The organism is Vibrio sp. 2096, from assembly GCF_033339595.1.
Classification (GTDB): domain Bacteria; phylum Pseudomonadota; class Gammaproteobacteria; order Enterobacterales; family Vibrionaceae; genus Vibrio; species Vibrio alginolyticus.
Window position 1 is genome coordinate 19248 of sequence record NZ_JAWOUX010000001.1, and the last position, 21856, is coordinate 41103.

Below are 21856 nucleotides of genomic sequence, written 5' to 3' on the forward strand. Positions count from 1 at the left end.
ATTAAAGGCCCAAAGGGTAAGAAGAGACAAACACCACGCAAACTTGAGAACAGCACCCAAAGAGCAGTGTAACAAAACGACGCTATGTGTCAGATATTAGACGGTTTTTACTCTCTAGTTACTGAGTAAAGGCACATTATTTCGCACCAGACCACGACGAACATTCGTGCACATTTTGCCAAAACGACGAATCTCATCGAACTGCGGAACAATGCCGCGCTCCATGGCTGACTCCCAATAAGTGACTTCTGAATCGACCATTTCCAACAATTTCTTCGGACAGCCAATGCACTGCCCTTCTGGTCCACATACAAACGTTTCTGGTTCATAAATTGGTAGTTCCGCTTTTACTTGCTCTATGATGCTACGCATGGCGGTCATTCGATCTGGCTTTACCTTCATCATTCTGCTCCACGGATTAAGATGAAGCAGATTGTACCCACTGATACGCAAATGTCCCTACCCAATTTAGGTATATTCTGTTTGAATCGATTTCTTTATCGTCAGATCCGGCTTTTTAACCACCAAATACACCGCCGTAGCTGCCAGTACGAAACCAGAAATCCCCATCCAATCAAATGACTCTCCAAACGCGAGCCAAGCCTGAATCGCCGTCGTTGGCGGCACCAGGTAGAATACAGAAGCTACGCTCGATGCAGCACCGTTCTTAACCATGTACAGCAGCAGTAGAATAGCTACACAAGAGAGCACGACGACCAACCACAACACAGTCAAAATAAACTCCAGTTCCCACTGCACTTGCATGGTTTCAAACTGCATCGCAACGGGCAGAAACATGACGAGCGCGGCCAAATATTGCACCGTCGCACCACCCACCATATCCACTTGTTGGCAATGTTTTTTCTGATACAGCGTCCCTAGCGTGATACCAACCAAAGCCAATAAACACAAACCAATGGCCAACACTTTATGCTGCTCGGATTGCCACTCCATTTTGCCCATCAACACCATAGCAATACCGACAAAACCAAGAGCCAAACCCAACCATTGCGAGGGTTTAAATTCCTCACGAACAAACGCCACCAGCAAAGCCGCGGTTAAAATCGGTTGAATACCCACCAGCAACGAACTCAACCCAGCAGGCATACCCAAGGCGATAGCGAAATAAGTACCGCCCAGATAGAAACCGTGGATCAATGCACCAACCACACAGCTGTGCCAAAAATCTTTTCCTGTCGGCAACCTTCTACGCAATACCGCCACAAGAACCAAAAACAATAAGACATTGAATGCCATACGGATAGAAAGTAGTGTCGCTGGCTCGGCATATTGCAAACCAAAACGCGCACCAACGAATCCAGAAGCCCAAAGGATGACAAATACAAAAGGGATGGCTCGGATTAACATGATCGCCTCACTCACGCTTGTTTTATGTTTTGAGATACTGCTAATGTAATTAGGTACAGTGTTTTCAAAAAGTGACAGATGGAAGTGTTTTTATGGGTACAGATTTATTGGGAAGCGGTGAAGGGAATAAGTACCTCGTGGTGGAAAAACACCTCAAACAAGCCATTAATGATGGCGTTTATCAGGCGGATGATCGACTGCCCTCCATTCGCTCGTTGAGCCAAGAATTAAGCGTCAGCAAAAACACCGTGATTCGTGCGTATCAAGAGTTGGAAGCGCAAAACTTGGTGTACTCGGTTCCCAAATCGGGTTATCGAGTTAAAATCGCCTTGCCGACCTCTCGCTCAATTCCGGATCCGACTCGTGTGGATTTGCTCTCGATCTGCAAAGAAATCCTTACTTATCCTGAATACCAAGAGCGTTTGCCTACCGGTTCTGCCCACCCAAACATTGACTCCCCCGCGATCAAAAGCTTGTACGCCGAGATCGGCCGCCACAGCCGCCAGCAAACGCATGTACCGAGCCATTACCAATTACCACCCGGTGATCACCTCTTAATCAAACAACTGGCGAAAATCACACAAGATTTGGGCACGCCAGCCAAGTTGGATGAGATCATGGTGACGCACGGCGCGCAACAAGCCATTAGCCTAGCGCTGCGCGCAACGACACAAAAAGGCGATATCGTCGCGGTGGAGTCCCCTTGCTATTTTGGCAACTTATTGATGCTAGAATCACTCGGCCTCAAAGTGGTGGAAATTCCGAGTTGCCCACGCGACGGTATGTGCCCCGAAGCCTTAGCAAAAGCAATGGCGACATGGGACATAAAAGCGATCATCGTAACGCCAAACTTCACCAATCCAACTGGTGCCATGATGCCGCTAGAAAAGCGCCAGCGATTGCTCTTGGCATCTGGCAATATTCCTATTATCGAAGACGATGTGTTTGGCGGGTTAAGCTATGACAAGCCGTTACCAAGCTTGAGATTGCTCGATGACAAGCAACGCGTAATTTACGTGAATTCGTTATCCAAAACGCTCGATTCGCGTTTGAGAATTGGTTGGATGTTGGCGGGGCGATATCGAGATCAGATTGAGCAATATCTACTGTGTGAGAACATGGGCAGTTTGAACCTGATGCAATCCGCCGTGGCAACGTTTCTAACGTCAGGCAAGTATCGAACGCATACTGCGCGAATGGGTCGGGTTTATCAAAACAACATGCGCCGATTTATCCAGATGCTTCATCAATACTTGGATGAATACGAACCTCTAAAAAATCGATACCAGATCAACGCCGTGCAAGGTTCGTTCTTGCTTTGGTTGCGACTGCCCGAAGACACGGACAGCTATGCGTTGTATCAAGCATGCAATAAGCACAGAATCAGCCTACTTCCCGGCACCGTATTTGGCACTCAAGGGCAATATCGGCATTGCGTACGCCTCAGCGTGGCAAACTTTGGTCATGAAACCGATTGGAGTCACGCGATGCAAACACTGGCAAAATTGATAGCAAAGCATGCCTGTTAACTCGCTCTTACTAAATGAACTTATGCCGACACACGCAAACAGGTAACAACAAAAAACTCCACGCAAAGGTGGAGTTTTTCATATCGTCATCGCTTTCAGTGCGACTTAATTTGCCACATTCTCGCGACGTTTTCGGCTAAATTAGCAACGTTGACGTCGGCCTCTTTCATGGCCTCAGGTAAGCTCATCGCCCTTGGTACACAAGCAAACACCGCATCAATACCGCACTCATAAACCGCCTGATAGTTGTCGCCCACACAGCCTGCTAATGCAATGACTGGTAAATTACACTGCTTGGCCACCTGAGCAACGCCCATCGGCGTTTTGCCATGTGCGGTTTGATGATCGATTCGACCCTCGCCTGTAAATACGATATCCGCATCCTCAACATGCTGAGCAAGTTTGACCGTTTCAAGCACAATCTCAATTCCTGGTTGCAAACGTGCTGGCGTGTACCCGAGCAAGGCCGCGCCCATACCACCAGCAGCACCCGCCCCTTCACGAGTCAGTACATGCTTACCCGTCGCTTGTTCCGTCAACTCGCCAAACTTGCGCAATGCGTTATCGAGCTGAGTGACGTCTGATACGGTCGCTCCCTTTTGAGGGCCAAAGATAGCCGACGCGCCTTTGTCACCACAGAGTGGGTTATCAACATCGCACGCTACCAACACTTCGCAAGTTGCTAAACGAGGGTCAAGACCAGAAATATCGATGGACGCAAGCGCCGCTAACCCGCCTCCATTTGGGGTAATTGCATGACCAGAGTCATCAAGAAACGCCACCCCCAACGCGGTCAACATGCCCACGCCACCATCATTGGTAGCGCTGCCGCCCAAACCAATGATTAAACGTTGAATGCCTCTGTCTAGCGCGTGTTTGATCAGCTGTCCGGTACCAATGCTACTGGTCAGTTTTGGGTCGCGAGCGTCACTCGGCACAAGGTGTAGCCCACTGGCCTCCGCCATTTCAATAACCGCAGTTTCGCCGTCGCCGAGGATGCCATAAAACGCTTCAACATCATTCCCTAATGGCGCAGTCACTGTTGTGAAGACTTGTTCGCCTTGAGTTGCATCTATCAAAGATTGAACCGTGCCTTCGCCACCGTCTGCGACCGGAACCGTAACAAACTCAGCATCATGCCATACGCGAGCAAGACCCGTTTTGATCGCCTCGCTCACTTGTTTGGCGGTTAAGCTTTCTTTAAATGAATCAGGTGCAATTACCACTTTCATACGTATTTCCAGAGACTTATAAGAGAACGAGGCTCAAAATGTACACCAATGCCATTGCCGTGACACCTTGAACGAGCGTAGCCATGGTTTGCGCGCGGTACGCTAAGCCCACCGACATGCGGCTAAACTGCGAAACTACCCAGAAGAAACTGTCGTTTGCATGAGAAACCGTCATCGCACCAGCACCGATCGCCATCACCGTTAATACGCGGCCCATTTCTGAATCGAGCCCCAATTGCGTAAGCATAGGCGCAACCAAAGCCGATGTGGTCACCAATGCAACCGTTGATGAACCTTGCGCCGACTTTAGCGCAGCCGCAACGATAAATGGCATGAAAATACCCACGCCCAGCGCCGATAGCGTCGTACCTAAGTATTCACCTAGCGGCGTGGCTTTTAATACCGCGCCAAATGCGCCACCAGCACCGGTAATCAAAAGAATAGGCGCAGCAGCCGTAATACCTTGGCTGATTCGCTCGCCAAATTCTTCAATCTTGTTGTCTGACTTGAGTAGGCGAACAGAAAGGAACAGGCCAATCACCAATGCCGTTAGTGGCTGTCCTAAGGAAGTCAGAACATCAAACACAAAACCTTCGCCCAGCGGTAGGCTTGGGAATTTCGCGATAGAGCCAAAACAGATCAATAAGATTGGAACAAAAATAGGAGCGAATGCTTGGCTCGCCGTTGGCAATTTGCCGTAAGACGCTTTGAGTGCTTGCCAGTCTTGCTGAATTTCTTCTGCGGCTTCAATGCCATCTGGTTCAACATGTTGGAATCGGTTCGCCCACAACATCCCCGCTAACGCCGCAACCGCTGCAACAAACACACCCACACCAATCACTAAACCAAGGTTAGATTCCAGGCCTAAGTTACCCGCAGCGGCAATCGGTCCAGGAGTTGGCGGCACAAACGTGTGCGTTGCGTATAGGCCAGTTGCCAACGCCACACTCATCGCAACGCTTGAAGTTTTTAAACGCTTCGCGAGTGATTCTTTGAGCGAGTTCAGAATGACAAAGCCTGAATCACAAAATACCGGAACAGAAACGATGTAACCGATGATACTCATGGTCAATGTTGGGAAACGCTCACCCAACACTTTGATGACCGTATCGGCCATAGTGATCGCTGCACCACTTTTTTCCAAAATAACACCGATGATGGTACCTAAAACGATAACCAAACCAATGTAACCAAGGATGCCGCCAAAGCCAGAAGCAATGGTTTTGGCAATGCTATCTGCCGGTAAGCCGTAAGCAAATGCCGCAAGGAACGCCGCGATGATCAGCGCTAAAAAGGGATGTAATTTGAATTTGGTGGTCGTGAGCACAATAAATGCGATCACCCCGAGCAGGATTAATATAAGGTTCATGATAACTCCATTTATTCTTATTTTGCTGAACGAGTCCGTGTTGGCTCACTCAACATGTAGGGACGCATGAATTATTAATCGTTTGCTTTCGAATTCCTTTAGGCGGAGTGACAAATGATGTGGTCAAAAAATAACGCGTATTGTGCAAATGCACAACATCACGACATTTTTGAGAGCCGAGTCGCAATATAAAGCTCCGCTAACCCCACAAAATTGGTTGTTGGTAGCCCTGTTATCTCGGTGATTTTCTCTAACCGATAGCGCAGAGTGTTCCGGTGAATAAACAGCATTTTAGAGCATTCTGTTACATTGCCATTGCATTCAAACAGTGCATCTAGGGTTTTCAATAATTGCCCAGATTTGTCTTTCTCTTTCAACCGTTTCACACCATCAATAATTTGTTCACCTTGCCAAATATCCGCCAACGGCGCTAACAAAACAGGCAAACGAAGTTCATCGAACAGGTACTTACGTTTCTCTGGGTAGAACTGCTTGCCAATGGCTAATACCTGCTTCGCGCTTTGGTATGACAACGCGACATCTTTAGGCTCATTAAACAGCTGCCCTAGCGCAATGTGAAACGTATGCGAATCGTGATCGCTTAAACGCGACATCAACTTATCAATGCGCTCACTTTCAACTTGGCTATCCCACTGCTTGGCGGAATGACACGGTTTCAACACCACAATTTCATTCACCGAGACAATCGCAACTAGGTTGTTACGCTCTGGGTATTCAAGCAGTTCAACAATATTGCGCACACTCTTCATGCTTTTTGAGGCCGACGGCGTCGAGACTTCAATCACCGTTGCCACCCGTGGTTGAGTAACATCGATATAAAGACGCATCGCCCAATCTTTCAGCTCTTCATCGGTCAATTTCCCATTGATCCAAGCCAGAATAAACTCTTCGCGATGACGTCTGTCCCACTGAAATTTTTCCACCAGCGCGGCTTGCTCGATTGTCAATTCAGCGGTCATTTTAACCAGTTTGGCAAAATCTCGGATTTTCTCCGGCTCGCCTGTGACACCAACAATACCGACCACGTCACCATGTAATTTCAACAACATATTGATACCGGGTTTGACACCCTGCAACGTCAAACATTGCTGCTCATTAAGCTCTAACGAATCGCCATGATTCAGCGCCAGTACCGCGCCATCATGCACTTGCCCAACACGTTTAGGGTCGCCACTGCCAATGATGATGCCTGCCGAGTTCATCACATTCACATTGTGACCAATGATGGACATGGTTCGATCAACAATTTGTTGTGCTAAAGCGTGGTCGAGAATCACCATTTCGAGTTTCCAAATTGACCGTTTAATCACTCAATAAATCACAAATGGCAAACTATCGCGATGCTGCGGTTCTAAATAACGGAAGCAGCTCAAAGCATTATCCAATTAACCACACTTAAAAAGAGGATTAAACCTTCATTTTTAGCAGAGGGTTATATACTTAGAACAAAGGTTACCAATGCATTCTTCACTGTGCATTGATGCCACTCGTCTACCTACAGAGGAGAGATCAACATGGAGTTACGGAATAAATCGGGGGAAGTTGCAAATATTGCTGATAACCTCACTTTGAAGGAAATCACAGAAATGGGCTACACCGTAGATTTATGCGATGAAGCATTTGCTCCTGGAGAGCATTGGAAAGCGGAAGGTAAAACGCAAGGTATGGGCGAGTATCCAGAGGAGTAAACGTCCTGGCGAACCAGCGTACAAAAGCGTTCCACAAACAGAAAAGCCGAGCGACTTAACGCTCGGTTTTTTTACTTTTGAACTTCTTGAATAAACAAGCTCATCTCTTCAAGATAATTGCCGTTTGAGCATCCCCAGTCGGTGACCTCAATCAACTCTGTAACTAACTGTCCAGACTCATCATCTTGCACTCTCTGCACAAACGCTTCAAAACGTTCCAGTTGTGCCTGGCTCTTAACGCCATGCACGGCATATTCTACAAGCAAGCCGTTGTACGTCTGCCAGCGCTGGTCGCCCGCAACATCATTGCTTAAAATCACAGAACACTTTTGTTGAATGCTTTCAACCGCATCATTTCTTGGTGGCGCGACTGTGGAACATCCAACTAAAATCGTACCTACCGCCAATAACGTAACTTTTGTCTTATTTATCATATCGTTTCCAACTGTATCGCCACGATATGGAAATCTTATTACACCTGATAAGGATCATCGATAGCGCACCGCAGATTAATTACTTAATAAACTGTAAACTCCATACCAGTCTTAACACTGCAAGCTCAGAACTCCTATTAACCCACCCAAATGTAAACAAATAGTAAAATCACCTTTACGCGATGCAAAATCGACAAATGAGATTAGCGTTCCTTTCTCGCGACCAAGCGTGCAATAATCAACTGTCTACATAACGAAACCATTTGAAGGATCAAAATGACCGCAACGGATTACCTCAACGACCTCAATCAACGTTACCTTGCGATTCACCGCACCAAAGAAGATTTCTTTTGGGAAACTTACATGGGGATCAGCGATGACCATGATGGCTCGACGCAAGCACAAACGGCATGGACAAGCTTTTTAAGCAACGCCGAGCAAATTACTGCCATCAAACAACAGCTTGAAGCCGCGGACTCAATTACCGACCCACAAGAGAAACAACAAACCATTACGGGTCTATCTGGTTGGCTGGCGATGTTTGAATCTCACGCTATCGAGGGCGAAAAAGCACAAGCGTTGAAAAATCAGCTCATTGCCTTTGAAGCTGAGTTCTTCGAGAAAAAACAGAACCACGTACAAACATTTACCGATGAGAACGGCGAGCAAGTAGAAGGTTCACTTCCAGTATTAAGCTCAACCATTCGCACCAGCAATCATGAAGAAGTTCGCCAATCGGCTCATCAAGCGTTGCTGAACCTTGAACAATGGCTACTGCAAAACGGCTTTATTGAACTGATCAAACTGCGCAACCAGTTCGCTCGCTCACTGGGTTATGCGACTTTCTTTGATTACTCCGTGCAAAAAACGGAAAAGATGAGCACTGAGCAGCTATTCGAGATTTTGGAAGATTTCGAACAACGCACGCGAGATGCGCACCTAAACAGCTTAGAAAACTTGGCGAAAGAGAAAGGCGCAAGCGCACTAGCAGGCTACAACTTTGTTTACTCATTCGCGGGTAACGTTATGCGTGACCTTGACCCATACGTGCCGTTCTCAAAATCTCTGAGACGCTGGGTAGAATCATTTGGTCGCCTAAATATTGATTACTCTGGCGCGACGCTAACGCTGGATTTACTAGATCGCAAAGGTAAGTACCCGAACGGGTTCTGCCACGGCCCTATCCCTTCTTTCTATAATCAAGGCGAATGGGTCGCAGCACAGGTGAACTTCACCAGTAATGCCAAACCAGACCAAGTGGGCAGTGGCTACGATGGCATTAACACGCTGTTCCACGAAGGCGGCCACGCAGCACACTTTGCGAACGTAAAAATGAACGCGCCTTGTTTCTCGCAGGAGTTTTCGCCGACGTCAATGGCTTATGCAGAAACTCAGTCGATGTTCTGTGATAGCCTGTTAACCGATGCCGATTGGCTAAAACAGTACGCACTGGATGATGAAGGGAATTCTGTTCCTGATGAGATCATTCAAGCGATGATCAACAGTCGTCAGCCATTCAAAGCTTATGAAGAACGTAGCATCTTGGTTGTGCCGTACTTTGAACGCGCGTTATATCAACTGAGCGATGACGAGTTAACGCCAGAACGCATCACTAAGCTGGCTCGCGATTGTGAAAAACAGATCCTTGGTTTGGAATGCAGCCCTCGCCCACTGATGGCGATTCCACATTTGCTATCCGACGAAGCGGCGTGTGCGTATCAAGGTTATCTACTCGCGCACATGGCGGTGTATCAGACCCGTGCATACTTCCTTGAGAAGTTTGGTTACCTGACGGATAACCCAGAAATTGGCCCACTGCTGGCAAAACACTACTGGCACGCAGGCAATCACTTGTCGCACAACGAAACCATTGTCAGCCTGACTGGCGAAGGCTTCAATGCCAAATACCTTGCAGACGTGTGTAACCTGTCGCCAGAACAGGCATGGGAAGTGCAGCAGAAGAAAATCGACTCACTTGCGACGCGAGAGCGAGTACCAGTCGCTTCACTGAACGCCGCGATTAAAGTCGTCGACGGCAGTAAAGAGCTGGCAAGCAACGCCATCTCTGACGAACAAATGTGTGACGATTTTGAACGTTACATCGTAGAGACTTACGGTCGATAACACGCAGAAAGCCAGGAGCTCGCCTTCTGGCTTTTTATTCTTTAGCTAATGCAATAGGAAGGAAGATCCATGTACCAAGAAGTCATCAAATTTTGGTTCGAGGAGCTATCGCCCCAAAATTGGTTTGAAAACAACCCAGAACTGGACAAGCGTATTACATCGCGATTTGCCTCGGTATTAGAACAAGCCGCTCGTTGTGAACTGTTTAATTGGCGTGACAGCGCACAAGGACGATTGGCCGAAATCATCGTCCTCGACCAGTTTTCACGTAATGTGTATCGCAACACCCCAAAAGCGTTTGCACAAGACCCACTCGCATTAGCATTGGCTCAAGAGGCAATTCGGTTAGGTCACGACAAAGAATTAGCGCCTGAGCAGCTAAGTTTTTTGTACATGCCGTTTATGCACAGCGAATCTCGCCTCATTCATGTCGAAGCTGAAAAATTGTTCCGCGCATCAAGGCTTGAAAATAACTACGATTTTGAGCTAAAACACAAAGCCATCATCGACCAGTTTGGGCGCTATCCTCATCGCAATGCGATATTAGGAAGAAAGAGCACTCCCGAAGAGTTAGCGTTTTTGCAACAACCTGGGTCAAGTTTCTAAATAACAATGAATAATGAGTTAACCATGAGAGACCACGCAGTATGTTGGCCATGCTTGCTAAAACTAGACGGCGACGATGAGCTGATCTACACGCATTCCCAGTCCGACTTAGACTCTGAATGCGAAGCCCTCATTTTTGGGCAAGATGATTACGTTATCGACTCAAATGGCAACACGTTTGAATTGAAAAACAATGGTTCGAACACCACTCTTTTACATCTAAAAGAACGAACGCTTTCCGTAGAAGAGGTTACGTCATTAATCCAATCGCATGAATTCAGCCTCGCGCAACGGTGCATTATCAAGATTCATTTCACCTCGGTGAGGCAAGCTGTTGAGGCCTTAGCTCACTAACTCAATCCCAACGCGCAAATCATTAAATAAAATTATCATTTTTATAATTTATGATAATTTCATGTAATCAACATCACGCCATATACTCTCCCACATCGAAACAAGACAACGTTCAAACACACATGTTGGGAGCAAACAAATGAAAATGAATCATGTCGGTATTATGGTCGGAGATATGGACAAAGCGGTTGAGTTTTACACGCAAGCGCTAGGTCTAAAAGTCGTTATGGGCAACACGAAAGTGATTGAAGAACGCGAAACGGCAATTGGCAGAATGTGTATTGCGGTCTTTGGGGAAGGCTTTAAAGGCTTCAACATTGCGCACCTTGTGACAAGTGATGGCATCGGCCTTGAGTTATTCGAAATGAAAGAACGTCAAGAGCGCCATGAAGTGGATTTTTCTCGCATCGGTATCTTCCATTTCTGTTTACAGACAGACGATTTTGAAGGTGCTATCAAACGCACCGAAGCACTAGGTGGCAAAGTTCGCATGGACATCATGCGTTACCACCCAGAAGACGATAATAAGCCTGCGAAAATGGTTTACCTAGAAGACCCATTCGGCAACCTATTCGAGCTTTACTCACACTCTTACGAAGAAACTTACGCTTCTGATTACGAGTAATAGCCCCATCCATATCCCAAAAGGCTAGCAATACGCTAGCCTTTTTTGTTTGCTTTGAGTTGCAGTGTTTCTGCACTCGCTCTAGCAAAAAAACATCTGGAATTTGATCATTTCTCTCACCACTTTTAAGGTCACTTTATACTTACCTCAACACAATGCAAAAAGGAGTGAAGCATGCCCACCAAAAATCCAATCGCCATCAAAGCGCTTGATCATGTTGTTTTAAGGACCTGTAACCTCGATGCTATGTTGCATTTCTATCGAGACATTTTGGGCTGCCCTGTCGAGCGCGAAGTAACGGAACTTGGTTTAACTCAACTTAGGGCAGGTAACGCATTGATTGATGTAGTGACGGTAGACAGCGAATTGGGCCAACTCGGCGGAAAGCCACCAGTTCAAAATGGTCGTAATATTGACCATTTTTGCCTGCAATTGGCGCCTTTTTCCGAGGATGAATTACTGGAATATCTGCGTTCGAACGGCATTGAAACCGAAGAGTTTGCGAAACGCTACGGCGCACAAGGATTCGGTCGCTCACTCTATATTCATGATCCGGAAGGAAATGTCGTCGAGTTAAAACCTCAAGTGATTGATGAGTAAGCGAGTAAAAAACCTTGTTATATTCTGAAAATAACAAGGTTAACTTCTAAAATAATTATTGAAGTAAGAACATATTATTAAGTCAAAATTATATCTGGCTCACCTGTTTCTTTTTCTCGCCACCATTGTTTATTTATCTGTTTTTTATGAACGTAAAAACTCTCCCCCGGCATTGGCGTCAGCAGCGTTATATGTTCTTTTTGACAATGGGTAAGCAAATCTAAAATCGGTTCGTCCCAGCGGTGAGTAAATAGCTCGTATGTAGCCCAATGCACGGGCAACAGTTTTTTCGCATTTAAATCGCGAAACGCTTGCACGGTATGATGAGCCTGCATGTGCCCCCAGTTTTCGACCGGATAACCTTGGCCTTTCACATCAGCAGCCACTTCCAAACAGGCAATGTCGATTGGTCCACATCGCAGTGCGATCTCGGAAAAGTGCGAATCGTAAGCTGAATCGCCACTAAAATAGAGCGTCTCTTCTTTGCCTTTGATGACCCAAGAAGCCCACAGGGTCGAGTTTTTATCGAAATAAGTACGACCCGAATTATGGTTAGCAGGCGTACAAATCAGTTCGATTCCGGCATAGTGCACGCTATCCCACCAATCGAATTCCACGATGTTGTCTGCGCAAACGCCCCACTTTATCAGATGCTTGCCAACCCCTAAGGGTACATAAAAAGTCACGGGTTTATCGGCGTAGAAACGTATGGTCGATGCTTCTAAATGGTCGTAATGATCGTGCGAAATCACGATAATTTCAGGAATCGGCAAACAATCTCTGGCATGGGTATTGGGAATATTGCGTTCAAACCACGCTTTTGCGATGAACGGAGAAGCGTAATCAAATACCGGATCAGTCAGAATTCGAATGCCATCGACCTCCACCAGCATGGTGGAATGGCCCAGCCAAGTAACGCGCATCGATTCACTTCTCTGCGCAAACTGCGTAGGTTGAATTGGGAAATGTGGCAGATGTTCGTTAGGACTCAATGGCGTTCTACCACCAAGATAGCTCCAACACACCTGCCAGAATGATTGCGGGCTAGGGATATTTGGCATCTCGTTTTTAACGCGGCCGTTTTCAAATTGAGGCGAGTGGTGAACACGGTGCGCCAACTGCGCATGGTAGGTTTGAGGGGAAATCAGTGAACTTGGCTTTTGTGTCTTTTGTTCACTCGTTAGGTATGTGCGCTTAAGTATCGTTTCAGACATATCGTAGTTTTGTCTCGCTTGCGAACGCTCAACAGTAGGTTTATTAAAACGTGCGTGTATGTCTATTTCGTGACCAAAATGAGGTGTAAGATGAAGATTCAGTTTCAATCAAACGTTTTCTATATTAAGGAAGCGGTTCTCAAACCTTCTGAATACTGCGTCGGTTTGAAAGGAGAAAGCTATGGTGACTTGCAGCCAATACGATTTTATTGAAATCGCCTGTATGTTTAAGCTCCCTATCGAGATCACACTAAAAAATGGTGAAACTCATCAGGGCAACGCGTTCGACACAGGCTACGACATGCAGCGACAAGAGTGCTTGTTTTTAGATATGGATGGTGAGCACACCGCCTTCCCGACTGAACAATTAGTCGCAATGCGCGCGCTCAAAACCAATCCGCATTTTGACGAAGTGACATTTGAGTAAACGTCCTTCTTTCACTGGCACTGTCCAATAAAAAACGCCTCTCAAGCTGACACAACTTGAGAGGCGTTCTCTTACACTATTCACCGGAACTTCATGTTATTCACGCGACCGAATGAAAACCAGCATCGGCATCATGATCACGAACATCACTCCCACAAGCTGGAAGGTGTGCACAAACGCGACCATTTGCGATTGCTGCTGCAACATCTGTTGGTATTGGTCTAACGCAACCGGGTCGGTAATAGAAAGCCCCTGATTGGCCGCCCAGTCATGCAAGTTAGGATTATAAGGATTAATACCCTCTCCCAGCGCATGCCATTGCTGCTGACTATCACGATATTGGAACGTGGTGGCGATAGAAATACCAAACGAGCTACCAATGGTACGGAACAGATTGTAAATACTCGCCGCCGCAACAGATTGCTCTTTCGGAATCGTTAAATACGCCAAGGTGGATAGCGTCGAGAAGGTTAAACCAAGCCCCATCCCCTGAATCATACTCGGCATCACAATCCAAAATGTATCGATCTGCAGTGAGTACTGCGTCATCAAATAGCTACCAATCCCGATGCAGCTCAAGCCAAAGACTATTTTGATTCTGGGATCGAATTGCGGATTGAGCTTAATCACCAAAATCAACATCGCCGCTGACGCCAACCCACGCGGTGCCATTAATAAACCAGTGGTTGAGACCGGATAATCCAGCAAGCTTTCCAACAGCATTGGTTGTTGAGTCGTCAGGCCAAACATCGCCATCGACACCACGGCAATCATCAATGACGAGACCATAAGGTTTCGGTCTTTCAGCAGCCACAATGGCGCTATTGGACTTTTGGTTTTCCAACTGCGATAGATCCACATCACCAATCCCATGACTGCGAGCAATATCGCCGTCTGAATCATGCGTGAGTCGAGCCAGTCTTCTTCATTCCCTTTATCCAACACAAACTGCAACGCGCCCACACCTAACGCCATGTAACCGATGATCCACCAGTCAAAGTTAGGTTTGGATTTGTTGTCGATGTGGATATAGCGATAAATCAAAGAGGTACAGATCAAACCGAATGGCAAGTTGATGTAAAAAATCCAGCGCCAGTTAATGTTGTCGGTGATCACACCACCCACAACTGGGCCCAAAATAGGACCAAGCAAAATGCCGATGGAGAAAATCGCCATCGCTTTGCCTTTTTGTTCATACGGATAAATCTGCACTAACGTCGACTGCGCCAATGGAATCACCGACGCGCCGAAAGCGCCTTGGATAATGCGAAATAGCACCATCTCTTCAAGAGACTGTGCTTGCCCACAAAGCGCACTGGCAATCACAAAACCGACCACGGCAACCAGCATGACTTTGCGTTCACCAAAGCGCGACACCCAGAAACTGGTCATCGGAATGAAGATCGCTTCCGCCATGCTGTAACCCGTCAGCACCCACGTAATTTGGTCTGCCGTTGCGCCCAACGCGCCCATCATGTGCGATAGCGACACGTTCGCAACGGTCATATCGATTAACACCATGATGGCAGAAAGCATCACGGCGACGGTGGCAATCCCCCGCTTGTCTGCCGTAATTTGATGGCTCATTGCACGCTACTTTGCAAATCAATGGTGACTTCTGAGCTCGCACCCACGCGAAGTTGCGGCGCATCGGCTGGTACTTCTAATGCCAAACGTACAGGGAAACGCTGTTTGATTTTAACCCAGTTGCCCGTTGCGTTTTCTGGTGGCATCAAAGAGAACGATGTACCACTCGCAGGCGACAGCTGTTCTACCGTTGCTTTCCACACCACGTCTGGGTACATATCAATCACCACATCCGCATGCATGCCAGGTTTAATATGAGTAAGATCGGTTTCTTTAAAGTTCGCGCGTACCCAATAGCTGTCTTTTAAAATCACAGGGAACAACGTTTGACCCACGCTAACGACCGAGCCTACGTGCGTATTGATTTCACCGGCAATGCCATCCACTGGTGACGTAATGTCGGTGTAGCTCAAGTTCAGCTCCGCTTGCGCTAACTGTGCTGCCGCTTGTTGAACGACCGCAGCCTCTACGCCTTCTTCACCACGGTTCGCAATGGCTTTTTCTACCGTCGCGCGCGCTTGCTCCAGGCTCGCTTGGGCATTGGCTAGTTTGTTTTTTGCCGTATCTAAATCTTGGTCCGACGCCAGTTTGCGTTTCACCAAGGAATCCGTACGTTTGTATTCTACTTGCGCTTCTGTCAGGTTAGAGCGCGCCGCATCTAAGCCCGCAACGGCTTCAGTTACCTGCTTATCGGCAACGTCATGTTGCTGGACCGCCAATTGGTATGCCGCTTTTGCTTGCTTCACTGCCAACAAATATGGGCGTGAATCTATCTTCAGCAGTAGGTCACCTTTATTAACAGATTGGAAGTCTTTGACATCCGCGGAAACCACTTGGCCTTTTACCTGAGGCGCTACCGACAAAATTTTTGCCCTAACGTAGGCATCTTCCGTGCTTGGGTGACTGTCTGAATACTGCCAAGACCAATACATCGCACCAAATGCGATAACACAGAGAGTAAAGAAAAGAGTTTTTACCAGCTTAGATCTGGAGGAAGAATGCTTTGCGATGTCGTCGCTCATTTATATTGTCCACTTGTTCAATTATGTGATCAGTGTAGGACTTTTCGATCTTCCGACAATAAAATGATCTGCAAGGTAAAGATCCAATTTTGCATGTTGCTAAGTGGAGTAAATGATGCGCAATCAGAACGAGGATAAAAAAGAGGGGCAGTCCCCGTAACCGCCCCCAAAGTCATGCCAATAATAGTAATGTGCGTGTAACTACTGGTTTTTCTTAGAACTTGTAACCGCCGCTGATCATAAATACCCAAGGGTTAATTTTGACGTCGGTTTTTTGCTTCACTCCACCTGCTTTGTAAGTTGCTTCTGTTTCAATGTTTGCGTACCACGCAGCGGCGTTGAGGAACCATTGATCGTTGATCATGTAGTCCACACCAATATTCGCTGCTAGACCGAATGAGTCATCCAACTTAAGATCTGAAAGACCAGCGCCTTTACCCGTGCTATTGAAGCCCTCATCAAAGAACATGGTGTAGTTGAGACCTGCACCAACGTATGGACGGAACTTACTTTGTGGCTCGCCAAAGTAGTACTGCACCATAAGCGTTGGTGGAAGGTGTTTGGTGTCCGCGATATCACCAAGACCTAACAAGTCTGTTGAAATATCGTGGCTGAATGGTGTTGCTGCTAGAAGCTCTAAACTGATGTTGTCTGTAAACATGTAGCCAAACGTCAAACCAAGCTGCGTATTTGAATCCACTTTCAATTCTTCTTGAGAACCAAGAATCTTATCGCTGCTGTCATTTGGAACGACAGACGCCGCACCAACACGAAGAACGAAGTCACCTTGTTTATGAGCGAAAACACTTGGTGACACGAGTGCAGCAACCACTGCTAGACTGCAGATTGTTTTTTTCATTTTTATTTCCTTTCGTAGGGCTTCGTTATGTCGTACCCAAAGGGGTGCCTGCTAACTGATCTGAGATTTCAAGTAAACTCAGCGCCTTGAAGCACACGGGTATCTATATCTTTTTGAGCTGTGCGCAATCTAGCACATAGAAACCCTACTATTTTGATGGAAATCAATTTGTGAAAAATATAGGTTTTTTGTATGGAGAAACGCCATATTGATCAACAAATTATGCAAATAGGATACAATTCTGTAATGCAAACTGTGCGTGTGAGTTGCCATGCATACCCATAAATGCGAATCCTCTCGTTAAGGCTCGTAGCCAGTAAAAACTTTTTTCGTCCTCTACTTCTTCTATTTTCAAAAAAACACCCACTTAAAAAGCTCGTTTGACCCCTTAAAATCGCGATTTGAGGGGTTTGTAAAACACTGAAATACAAGAAGTTATTTTTATGGAAAATCAGTCACTTGGAGTGCTAGTCTGCTCGCAGCTAAGGAGAAGACATGTTAAAAACCGATCTCATTTTTGAACGAGAAAACTTTTCTCATCACGATTTTCAGAATGCTACCTTTAAAAACTGCCACTTTTATATGTGCTGTTTCGACCATGCCGATCTGCGCGATGCTAAGTTCATCGACTGTCGCTTTATCGAATCCAAAGCGCTAGAAGGGTGTAGTTTTCGCTTCGCGAACTTAAAAGACGCCAGCTTTACGAACTGTATGTTGGCGATGAGCCTGTTTAACGGCGCAAATTGTATGGGCTTGGAGCTGCGTAAGTGCGATCTCAAAGGGGCAAACTTCCAAGGTGCGAACTTTGCTAATCGCATCAGTAACACCATGTTTTTCTGTTCTGCTTTTATTACTGGCTGCAACCTCACCTACTGTAACTTCGAACGAGTGTTACTAGAAAAATGTGACCTCTTTGAAAACCGTTGGAACGGTGCGAACCTCGCAGGGGCAACTCTCAAAGGCTCGGATTTATCTCGCTGCGAATTCTCGCCAGAACAATGGGGAACCTTTAACGTTGAGCAATGTGATCTGACTCATGTCGAACTAGACGGGCTGGATGTTCGCCGCGTTTCTCTGTTTGGTGTTAAAATTTGTGATTGGCAACAAGAGCAATTGCTTGCGCCTTTTGGACTGATCATTCTCTAAGGAAAGGCCATGAACCTGTTTAAAGACTTACCGAATAACCTCGACGAGGAAGTGTTCGAAGACCTGCTGACCCACAAAAACCTGCGTATAGAACGCATTGTCTCAACGGGGCAAACCTCGCCCGAAAGTGGCTGGTACGATCAAGAAGAACATGAATGGGTCTTGGTTCTTAAAGGAGCTGGAGAGCTGACTTTTGAATCAGGTGTAGTGCAACGACTTGAGGCAGGCGATCACGTTACGATTCCAGCTCATACCAAACACAAAGTGAGCTGGACTGACCCAACGCAAGAAACCATCTGGTTGGCGGTGTTTTATCAATAAACACAAAACGATCTTAAACCCAAAAATAGGCGCTGAGTTTGCTCGATACTACTAAGCCGTCACTGGCACTGTTTGATTTTGATGGCACCATCACCCGAGAGGATATGTTTAGCCTTTTCCTCCACTATTCTGCTTATGGCCTGCGCAAACGAGTAGGAAAGGTCGCTATCATGCCATTTTATGCGCTGTACAAACTCGGAGTGTTACCCGCTCGTGTTATGCGCCCACTCAGCAGTTTTATTGCATTTTCAGGGAAAGAAACGCAGAAAATTGAAGCGATTGGCGCTCAGTTTGCCCACGAAGTGATCCCGCTGTACTTACGGCCAGAAGCAATGGAAAGGTTGGCGTGGCATCAACACAGAAGCGATACCATTGTGGTGGTGTCGGCATCACTCAATGCGTATCTCAAGCCTTGGTGTGAAGCGAACGGTTACCACTTGCTGTGCAGTGAACTGATCTCAGAACAGCCAAAACTGAGTGGCTTTTACCAGCAAGGTGATTGCAGTTTAGAAAGAAAAGTCTCACGCGTTAAGGCGGCGTTTTCGCTCGACGAGTTTGCGTCTGTTTATGCCTACGGTGATACACACGAAGACATTCCGATGCTCAAACTGGCAGACTACGCGATGCTCAACTGGAGCGAGTGGAGAGCAAGCGAATAACGATATGTGCTCTGATTTTCAAGACAACCACTCAACCAAAGTGATCGTTTTAGACTGAAAAAACAAACCCTTCTCACATGAGAAGGGTTTTACTGTTCAGGGCCCAAATAACTGGCTTAACGCCATACATCCCATTGACCCGTTGTGCCTGGTTCCTCACCAGACGTCCACCATTGGGCAGTCCATTCTTTACCATTGTGTGTCACCACATCACCTTGGTCGTAAACAGCCGTCTTGTCCCACAAGTTGGTTGGTTCAACTGGTGGCGGTACATCCGCTTTGATCAGTGACAACGCATAACTGAAGTCTGCGCTTGGCGCTAATACTTGGTTCGCATTCACGTTGTTACTATCGAACATGTAGTGGCTCATCTCTTGATGCCAAATGCCCACGTACCAATCGCCCGTTTGCTGCGCATTAAATTGATCCGCAATTTCTGCCGCCCAAGTCGCCGTATTGTTTGCACTGATTGGTAGTAAAATATCGACAATTTCATTGCCTGTCGCATTAAACGTACGAAAACGAATGGTGTCACCCGCTTCTACTGGTCCGAAACCTTGCTGAACAAAGTAGCCTAGAGATGTCAGATTATTGCCCGGTTCGGTTGGATCAACAGGGTCAGTCGGTGGCGTCGTGCCTGTTCCGTTTAACGTAATGTCACTACAGTTGTAGAAACCTTCCCCAGCAACATCAATGCGCTGCCAACGAGTATAAAGCACCGCATCGCCGGAACGATCAGCAGGGAAAGTCACCTGAATACGGTAGCGTTTTTCCGCATCAACATACACATCACCTGCGGTGTCGATCAGCTCTAAATCACTCCAAGTAAGAGGCTTTGAATCATCATAAGTTGGCTTGGTGAGATAGAATTCCCAGTACGATGGGTTGTGCGGCGCTTTGCCGTAAAACACCAATTCAATCTGGTTATTTGCATCTGGCGTAACATTGGTGCGCTGCCAGTTTGGAGAAGGAAAGTTCAAGCCTTTCTTAGCGGCATCGCCAGCAGAACATAGCTCACCGTCGCGAACCACGGCTTTCACATGCTCCATATCTCGGTAATTTGGTACGTTTGCTGCAATTTCGCTGCGTTGCACAAACGGGTACGCACCAGATTCTTCAAAAGCCGCTTTACACGCTTGGTTAGGGATCTCGTTGGTCCAAAAGCCACCGTCTAAATAACACGTATTTTGACGAGCATTTGGAAACTCTACCCAGCCGTGGGCGTTGACGTTAAATGAGCTCAATGCGGCAACAGCGCTTAAGCTCAAAAGAGGAAGTGTTACATGTGATTTCATCGTGCATCCTTAATTTTGCTGACTCGCCGCTCTGAAACACAAGCGGTTTAAGCAAAACTAGCAGGATGGGATTATTTAGAAGGTGAGAATAAATATGGAAATTGTAAGAGTGCCATCTGCTTTCCAGCATTTGTTGTGAACCATTCTCATACTCGACTGACTCTTTCGAGTCACTTCAAATTCATGTGCCACAAAAACTGTCACCCTCGTTTGGCTATCGCTCGTCTTTTGGTGTGTCCATCACCACCATCGTTGTGATCGACTTGACGTGTTCGCACTCACCCAACACATCAGCATGGAACGCTTTATAAGCGGCGAGATTTTGCGTCTCTACGCGTATGAGATATTCGTTAGATCCCGTAATGTTGTGACATTCCACCACCTCGTTTACAAAACGCACATGCTCTTCGAAACCCAGCTGTGCCTGCTTAGAGTGCGAGGCCAAACCAATCGACACATAAGCGACAAAACCCACGCCAAGTTGCTGATTATCCAGTACTGCTCGGTAGCCTTTGATCACGCCTTTACGCTCTAAATCATGCACTCGGCGTAAGGTTGCAGACGGAGATAAACCAACGCGTTCCGACAGCTCCACATTGGAGATTCTTCCGTCTCGTTTGAGCACTTGCAATATTCTTTCGTCAAATCTATCCATGATGATGTTTCATTGCTTATTTAGTTTCTAATCATCAAATAAAAGCACAATATTGACCTCAGTTCTACTTATAGTTGTTCTCAACTTATCGAGAACTGATTCAAGGAACAATCTATGGAATATCATCAACTGGGTGCTTTGGCGTTGTTCGCTTTTGTCTCCACTTTTACGCCGGGTCCCAATAACATTATGTTGATGACCTCAGGGGCAAATGTCGGCTTTAAACGCACTATCCCACACATGTTGGGCATTACCTTCGGCTTTGGTGCCATGCTAATTTTGGTGGGTATTGGCTTGATGAGCCTGTTCCATGCCTACCCGCTAACCCACTCCATTTTGAAAGTATTGAGCTTGAGTTATTTGCTGTACTTGACGTACAAAATCGCCACCAGCGACAAAACCGAAGCAAAACACGATTTTCGCCCAATGTCTTTTTTAGGGGCTGTCGCATTCCAATGGGTGAACCCGAAGGGTTGGTCGATGGCGTTGACGGCCATTACGGTATACAGCAGTGGCGGTGCATGGCTCGAACAGACTTTTATCGCCGGTATCTTCTGCTTAGCTAACTTGCCATCGGTAACATTTTGGACGGCGGCAGGTATGCAATTGCAGCGTTGGTTGACCACCGATAAACGCGTTAAGGGGTTCAACTACAGCATGGCTGCGCTGTTGCTTTTGTCTACGATTCCAATGATATAAGTCTATTTGGGGTTAAAAACGA

At 46.7% G+C, this 21856-nt stretch carries 24 protein-coding genes; 12 read left to right on the forward strand and 12 right to left on the reverse strand.

Features of this window, described 5'->3' with window-relative positions:
* Window positions 1–114: 114 nt before the first annotated feature.
* Window positions 115–402: a hypothetical protein gene (locus tag R7Q41_RS00110; protein WP_005374318.1), complete on the reverse strand. Its 288-nt coding sequence runs from the start codon at window positions 400–402 to the stop codon at window positions 115–117.
* A gap of 66 nt (window positions 403–468) precedes the next feature.
* Window positions 469–1368, reverse strand: coding sequence for a DMT family transporter (locus tag R7Q41_RS00115; RefSeq protein WP_017634359.1), 900 nt, complete (start codon window positions 1366–1368; stop codon window positions 469–471).
* A 92-nt stretch (window positions 1369–1460) separates the two neighbouring features.
* Between R7Q41_RS00115 and R7Q41_RS00120 the strand changes: the two genes are divergently transcribed.
* On the forward strand, window positions 1461–2897 hold the full coding sequence (locus R7Q41_RS00120; protein WP_171345574.1) for a PLP-dependent aminotransferase family protein: 1437 nt from the start codon (window positions 1461–1463) through the stop codon (window positions 2895–2897).
* Between the two features lie 95 nt (window positions 2898–2992).
* On the opposite strand, the gene R7Q41_RS00125 is transcribed toward R7Q41_RS00120, so the two are convergent.
* The 3 genes from R7Q41_RS00125 to R7Q41_RS00135 form a co-directional block, all read right to left on the reverse strand.
* Window positions 2993–4129, reverse strand: coding sequence for a glycerate kinase (locus tag R7Q41_RS00125; protein ID WP_017634361.1), 1137 nt, complete (start codon window positions 4127–4129; stop codon window positions 2993–2995).
* Window positions 4130–4145: 16 nt separating this feature from the next.
* Window positions 4146–5498 (reverse strand): GntP family permease, encoded by a 1353-nt coding sequence (locus R7Q41_RS00130; protein ID WP_318144290.1) that lies wholly within the window; start codon window positions 5496–5498, stop codon window positions 4146–4148.
* 158 nt (window positions 5499–5656) lie between these two features.
* On the reverse strand, window positions 5657–6799 hold the full coding sequence (locus R7Q41_RS00135) for a sugar diacid recognition domain-containing protein (RefSeq protein WP_080996223.1): 1143 nt from the start codon (window positions 6797–6799) through the stop codon (window positions 5657–5659).
* Window positions 6800–7033: 234 nt separating this feature from the next.
* On the opposite strand from R7Q41_RS00135, the gene R7Q41_RS00140 reads away from it, so the two are divergent.
* Window positions 7034–7207 (forward strand): hypothetical protein, encoded by a 174-nt coding sequence (locus tag R7Q41_RS00140; protein ID WP_005374332.1) that lies wholly within the window; start codon window positions 7034–7036, stop codon window positions 7205–7207.
* A 71-nt stretch (window positions 7208–7278) separates the two neighbouring features.
* Here the strand turns inward: R7Q41_RS00140 and R7Q41_RS00145 are convergent, their stop codons facing one another.
* A complete protein-coding gene (locus R7Q41_RS00145; RefSeq protein ID WP_017634365.1) occupies window positions 7279–7641 on the reverse strand; it encodes a hypothetical protein in 363 nt (120 codons plus the stop codon).
* Window positions 7642–7917: 276 nt separating this feature from the next.
* On the opposite strand from R7Q41_RS00145, the gene R7Q41_RS00150 reads away from it, so the two are divergent.
* From R7Q41_RS00150 to R7Q41_RS00170, 5 genes are all read left to right on the forward strand, one after another.
* The gene (locus tag R7Q41_RS00150) at window positions 7918–9765 is read left to right on the forward strand and encodes a M3 family metallopeptidase (protein ID WP_206959548.1); all 1848 of its coding nucleotides are present in this window, start codon (window positions 7918–7920) and stop codon (window positions 9763–9765) included.
* 69 nt (window positions 9766–9834) lie between these two features.
* Entirely contained in the window at window positions 9835–10371 is a 537-nt protein-coding gene (locus R7Q41_RS00155; RefSeq protein WP_170889900.1) for a DUF924 family protein, read from the forward strand.
* 24 nt (window positions 10372–10395) lie between these two features.
* Window positions 10396–10725: a DUF4144 domain-containing protein gene (locus R7Q41_RS00160; RefSeq protein WP_017634368.1), complete on the forward strand. Its 330-nt coding sequence runs from the start codon at window positions 10396–10398 to the stop codon at window positions 10723–10725.
* Window positions 10726–10864: 139 nt separating this feature from the next.
* Complete coding sequence (locus R7Q41_RS00165; RefSeq protein WP_025768760.1) at window positions 10865–11350, forward strand: VOC family protein; 486 nt, start codon at window positions 10865–10867, stop codon at window positions 11348–11350.
* 174 nt (window positions 11351–11524) lie between these two features.
* On the forward strand, window positions 11525–11950 hold the full coding sequence (locus R7Q41_RS00170; protein WP_017821017.1) for a VOC family protein: 426 nt from the start codon (window positions 11525–11527) through the stop codon (window positions 11948–11950).
* A 77-nt stretch (window positions 11951–12027) separates the two neighbouring features.
* Here R7Q41_RS00170 and R7Q41_RS00175 read toward each other — a convergent pair whose 3' ends face one another.
* Window positions 12028–13164 carry an MBL fold metallo-hydrolase gene (locus R7Q41_RS00175; RefSeq protein WP_318108706.1) on the reverse strand — a complete coding sequence of 379 codons (1137 nt, stop codon included), beginning with the start codon at window positions 13162–13164 and terminating at the stop codon, window positions 12028–12030.
* Window positions 13165–13345: 181 nt separating this feature from the next.
* Between R7Q41_RS00175 and R7Q41_RS00180 the strand changes: the two genes are divergently transcribed.
* Window positions 13346–13591 carry a Rho-binding antiterminator gene (locus R7Q41_RS00180; protein ID WP_005374351.1) on the forward strand — a complete coding sequence of 82 codons (246 nt, stop codon included), beginning with the start codon at window positions 13346–13348 and terminating at the stop codon, window positions 13589–13591.
* A gap of 96 nt (window positions 13592–13687) precedes the next feature.
* On the opposite strand, the gene R7Q41_RS00185 is transcribed toward R7Q41_RS00180, so the two are convergent.
* The 3 genes from R7Q41_RS00185 to ompW form a co-directional block, all read right to left on the reverse strand.
* Window positions 13688–15178, reverse strand: coding sequence for an MDR family MFS transporter (locus R7Q41_RS00185; RefSeq protein ID WP_017634371.1), 1491 nt, complete (start codon window positions 15176–15178; stop codon window positions 13688–13690).
* The gene (locus tag R7Q41_RS00190) at window positions 15175–16200 is read right to left on the reverse strand and encodes an HlyD family secretion protein (protein WP_258658533.1); all 1026 of its coding nucleotides are present in this window, start codon (window positions 16198–16200) and stop codon (window positions 15175–15177) included. The genes R7Q41_RS00185 and R7Q41_RS00190 overlap by 4 nt, the downstream gene beginning before the upstream one ends.
* A 214-nt stretch (window positions 16201–16414) precedes the next feature.
* On the reverse strand, window positions 16415–17059 hold the full coding sequence (gene ompW, locus R7Q41_RS00195; protein WP_025768755.1) for an outer membrane protein OmpW: 645 nt from the start codon (window positions 17057–17059) through the stop codon (window positions 16415–16417).
* A gap of 495 nt (window positions 17060–17554) precedes the next feature.
* Here ompW and R7Q41_RS00200 point away from each other — a divergent pair, with 495 nt between their 5' ends.
* Genes R7Q41_RS00200 through R7Q41_RS00210 form a run of 3 tightly spaced genes read left to right on the forward strand, consistent with a single transcriptional unit; the run spans window position 17555 to window position 19185 of the window.
* The gene (locus R7Q41_RS00200) at window positions 17555–18205 is read left to right on the forward strand and encodes a Qnr family pentapeptide repeat protein (protein ID WP_005383283.1); all 651 of its coding nucleotides are present in this window, start codon (window positions 17555–17557) and stop codon (window positions 18203–18205) included.
* 9 nt (window positions 18206–18214) lie between these two features.
* A complete protein-coding gene (locus R7Q41_RS00205) occupies window positions 18215–18526 on the forward strand; it encodes a cupin domain-containing protein (protein ID WP_005383281.1) in 312 nt (103 codons plus the stop codon).
* Window positions 18527–18564: 38 nt separating this feature from the next.
* Window positions 18565–19185: an HAD-IB family hydrolase gene (locus R7Q41_RS00210; RefSeq protein WP_258658528.1), complete on the forward strand. Its 621-nt coding sequence runs from the start codon at window positions 18565–18567 to the stop codon at window positions 19183–19185.
* Window positions 19186–19301: 116 nt separating this feature from the next.
* Here the strand turns inward: R7Q41_RS00210 and R7Q41_RS00215 are convergent, their stop codons facing one another.
* Both R7Q41_RS00215 and R7Q41_RS00220 read right to left on the reverse strand, forming a co-directional pair.
* A complete protein-coding gene (locus R7Q41_RS00215; RefSeq protein WP_258658527.1) occupies window positions 19302–20480 on the reverse strand; it encodes a lytic polysaccharide monooxygenase in 1179 nt (392 codons plus the stop codon).
* Between the two features lie 214 nt (window positions 20481–20694).
* Window positions 20695–21135, reverse strand: coding sequence for an Lrp/AsnC family transcriptional regulator (locus R7Q41_RS00220; RefSeq protein WP_171342383.1), 441 nt, complete (start codon window positions 21133–21135; stop codon window positions 20695–20697).
* Between the two features lie 114 nt (window positions 21136–21249).
* Here R7Q41_RS00220 and R7Q41_RS00225 point away from each other — a divergent pair, with 114 nt between their 5' ends.
* Complete coding sequence (locus R7Q41_RS00225; protein ID WP_171342384.1) at window positions 21250–21834, forward strand: LysE family translocator; 585 nt, start codon at window positions 21250–21252, stop codon at window positions 21832–21834.
* The last annotated feature ends 22 nt before the right edge of the window (window positions 21835–21856 follow it).

Bases quoted from the DNA above. Each gene is read 5' to 3' on its own strand.
- R7Q41_RS00110 (WP_005374318.1), bottom strand. From the start codon at position 402: ATGAAGGTAAAGCCAGATCGAATGACCGCCATGCGTAGCATCATAGAG.
- R7Q41_RS00115 (WP_017634359.1), bottom strand. From the start codon at position 1,368: ATGTTAATCCGAGCCATCCCTTTTGTATTTGTCATCCTTTGGGCTTCT.
- R7Q41_RS00120 (WP_171345574.1), top strand. From the start codon at position 1,461: ATGGGTACAGATTTATTGGGAAGCGGTGAAGGGAATAAGTACCTCGTG.
- R7Q41_RS00125 (WP_017634361.1), bottom strand. From the start codon at position 4,129: ATGAAAGTGGTAATTGCACCTGATTCATTTAAAGAAAGCTTAACCGCC.
- R7Q41_RS00130 (WP_318144290.1), bottom strand. From the start codon at position 5,498: ATGAACCTTATATTAATCCTGCTCGGGGTGATCGCATTTATTGTGCTC.
- R7Q41_RS00135 (WP_080996223.1), bottom strand. From the start codon at position 6,799: ATGGTGATTCTCGACCACGCTTTAGCACAACAAATTGTTGATCGAACC.
- R7Q41_RS00140 (WP_005374332.1), top strand. From the start codon at position 7,034: ATGGAGTTACGGAATAAATCGGGGGAAGTTGCAAATATTGCTGATAAC.
- R7Q41_RS00145 (WP_017634365.1), bottom strand. From the start codon at position 7,641: ATGATAAATAAGACAAAAGTTACGTTATTGGCGGTAGGTACGATTTTA.
- R7Q41_RS00150 (WP_206959548.1), top strand. From the start codon at position 7,918: ATGACCGCAACGGATTACCTCAACGACCTCAATCAACGTTACCTTGCG.
- R7Q41_RS00155 (WP_170889900.1), top strand. From the start codon at position 9,835: ATGTACCAAGAAGTCATCAAATTTTGGTTCGAGGAGCTATCGCCCCAA.
- R7Q41_RS00160 (WP_017634368.1), top strand. From the start codon at position 10,396: ATGAGAGACCACGCAGTATGTTGGCCATGCTTGCTAAAACTAGACGGC.
- R7Q41_RS00165 (WP_025768760.1), top strand. From the start codon at position 10,865: ATGAAAATGAATCATGTCGGTATTATGGTCGGAGATATGGACAAAGCG.
- R7Q41_RS00170 (WP_017821017.1), top strand. From the start codon at position 11,525: ATGCCCACCAAAAATCCAATCGCCATCAAAGCGCTTGATCATGTTGTT.
- R7Q41_RS00175 (WP_318108706.1), bottom strand. From the start codon at position 13,164: ATGTCTGAAACGATACTTAAGCGCACATACCTAACGAGTGAACAAAAG.
- R7Q41_RS00180 (WP_005374351.1), top strand. From the start codon at position 13,346: ATGGTGACTTGCAGCCAATACGATTTTATTGAAATCGCCTGTATGTTT.
- R7Q41_RS00185 (WP_017634371.1), bottom strand. From the start codon at position 15,178: ATGAGCCATCAAATTACGGCAGACAAGCGGGGGATTGCCACCGTCGCC.
- R7Q41_RS00190 (WP_258658533.1), bottom strand. From the start codon at position 16,200: ATGAGCGACGACATCGCAAAGCATTCTTCCTCCAGATCTAAGCTGGTA.
- ompW (WP_025768755.1), bottom strand. From the start codon at position 17,059: ATGAAAAAAACAATCTGCAGTCTAGCAGTGGTTGCTGCACTCGTGTCA.
- R7Q41_RS00200 (WP_005383283.1), top strand. From the start codon at position 17,555: ATGTTAAAAACCGATCTCATTTTTGAACGAGAAAACTTTTCTCATCAC.
- R7Q41_RS00205 (WP_005383281.1), top strand. From the start codon at position 18,215: ATGAACCTGTTTAAAGACTTACCGAATAACCTCGACGAGGAAGTGTTC.
- R7Q41_RS00215 (WP_258658527.1), bottom strand. From the start codon at position 20,480: ATGAAATCACATGTAACACTTCCTCTTTTGAGCTTAAGCGCTGTTGCC.
- R7Q41_RS00220 (WP_171342383.1), bottom strand. From the start codon at position 21,135: ATGGATAGATTTGACGAAAGAATATTGCAAGTGCTCAAACGAGACGGA.
- R7Q41_RS00225 (WP_171342384.1), top strand. From the start codon at position 21,250: ATGGAATATCATCAACTGGGTGCTTTGGCGTTGTTCGCTTTTGTCTCC.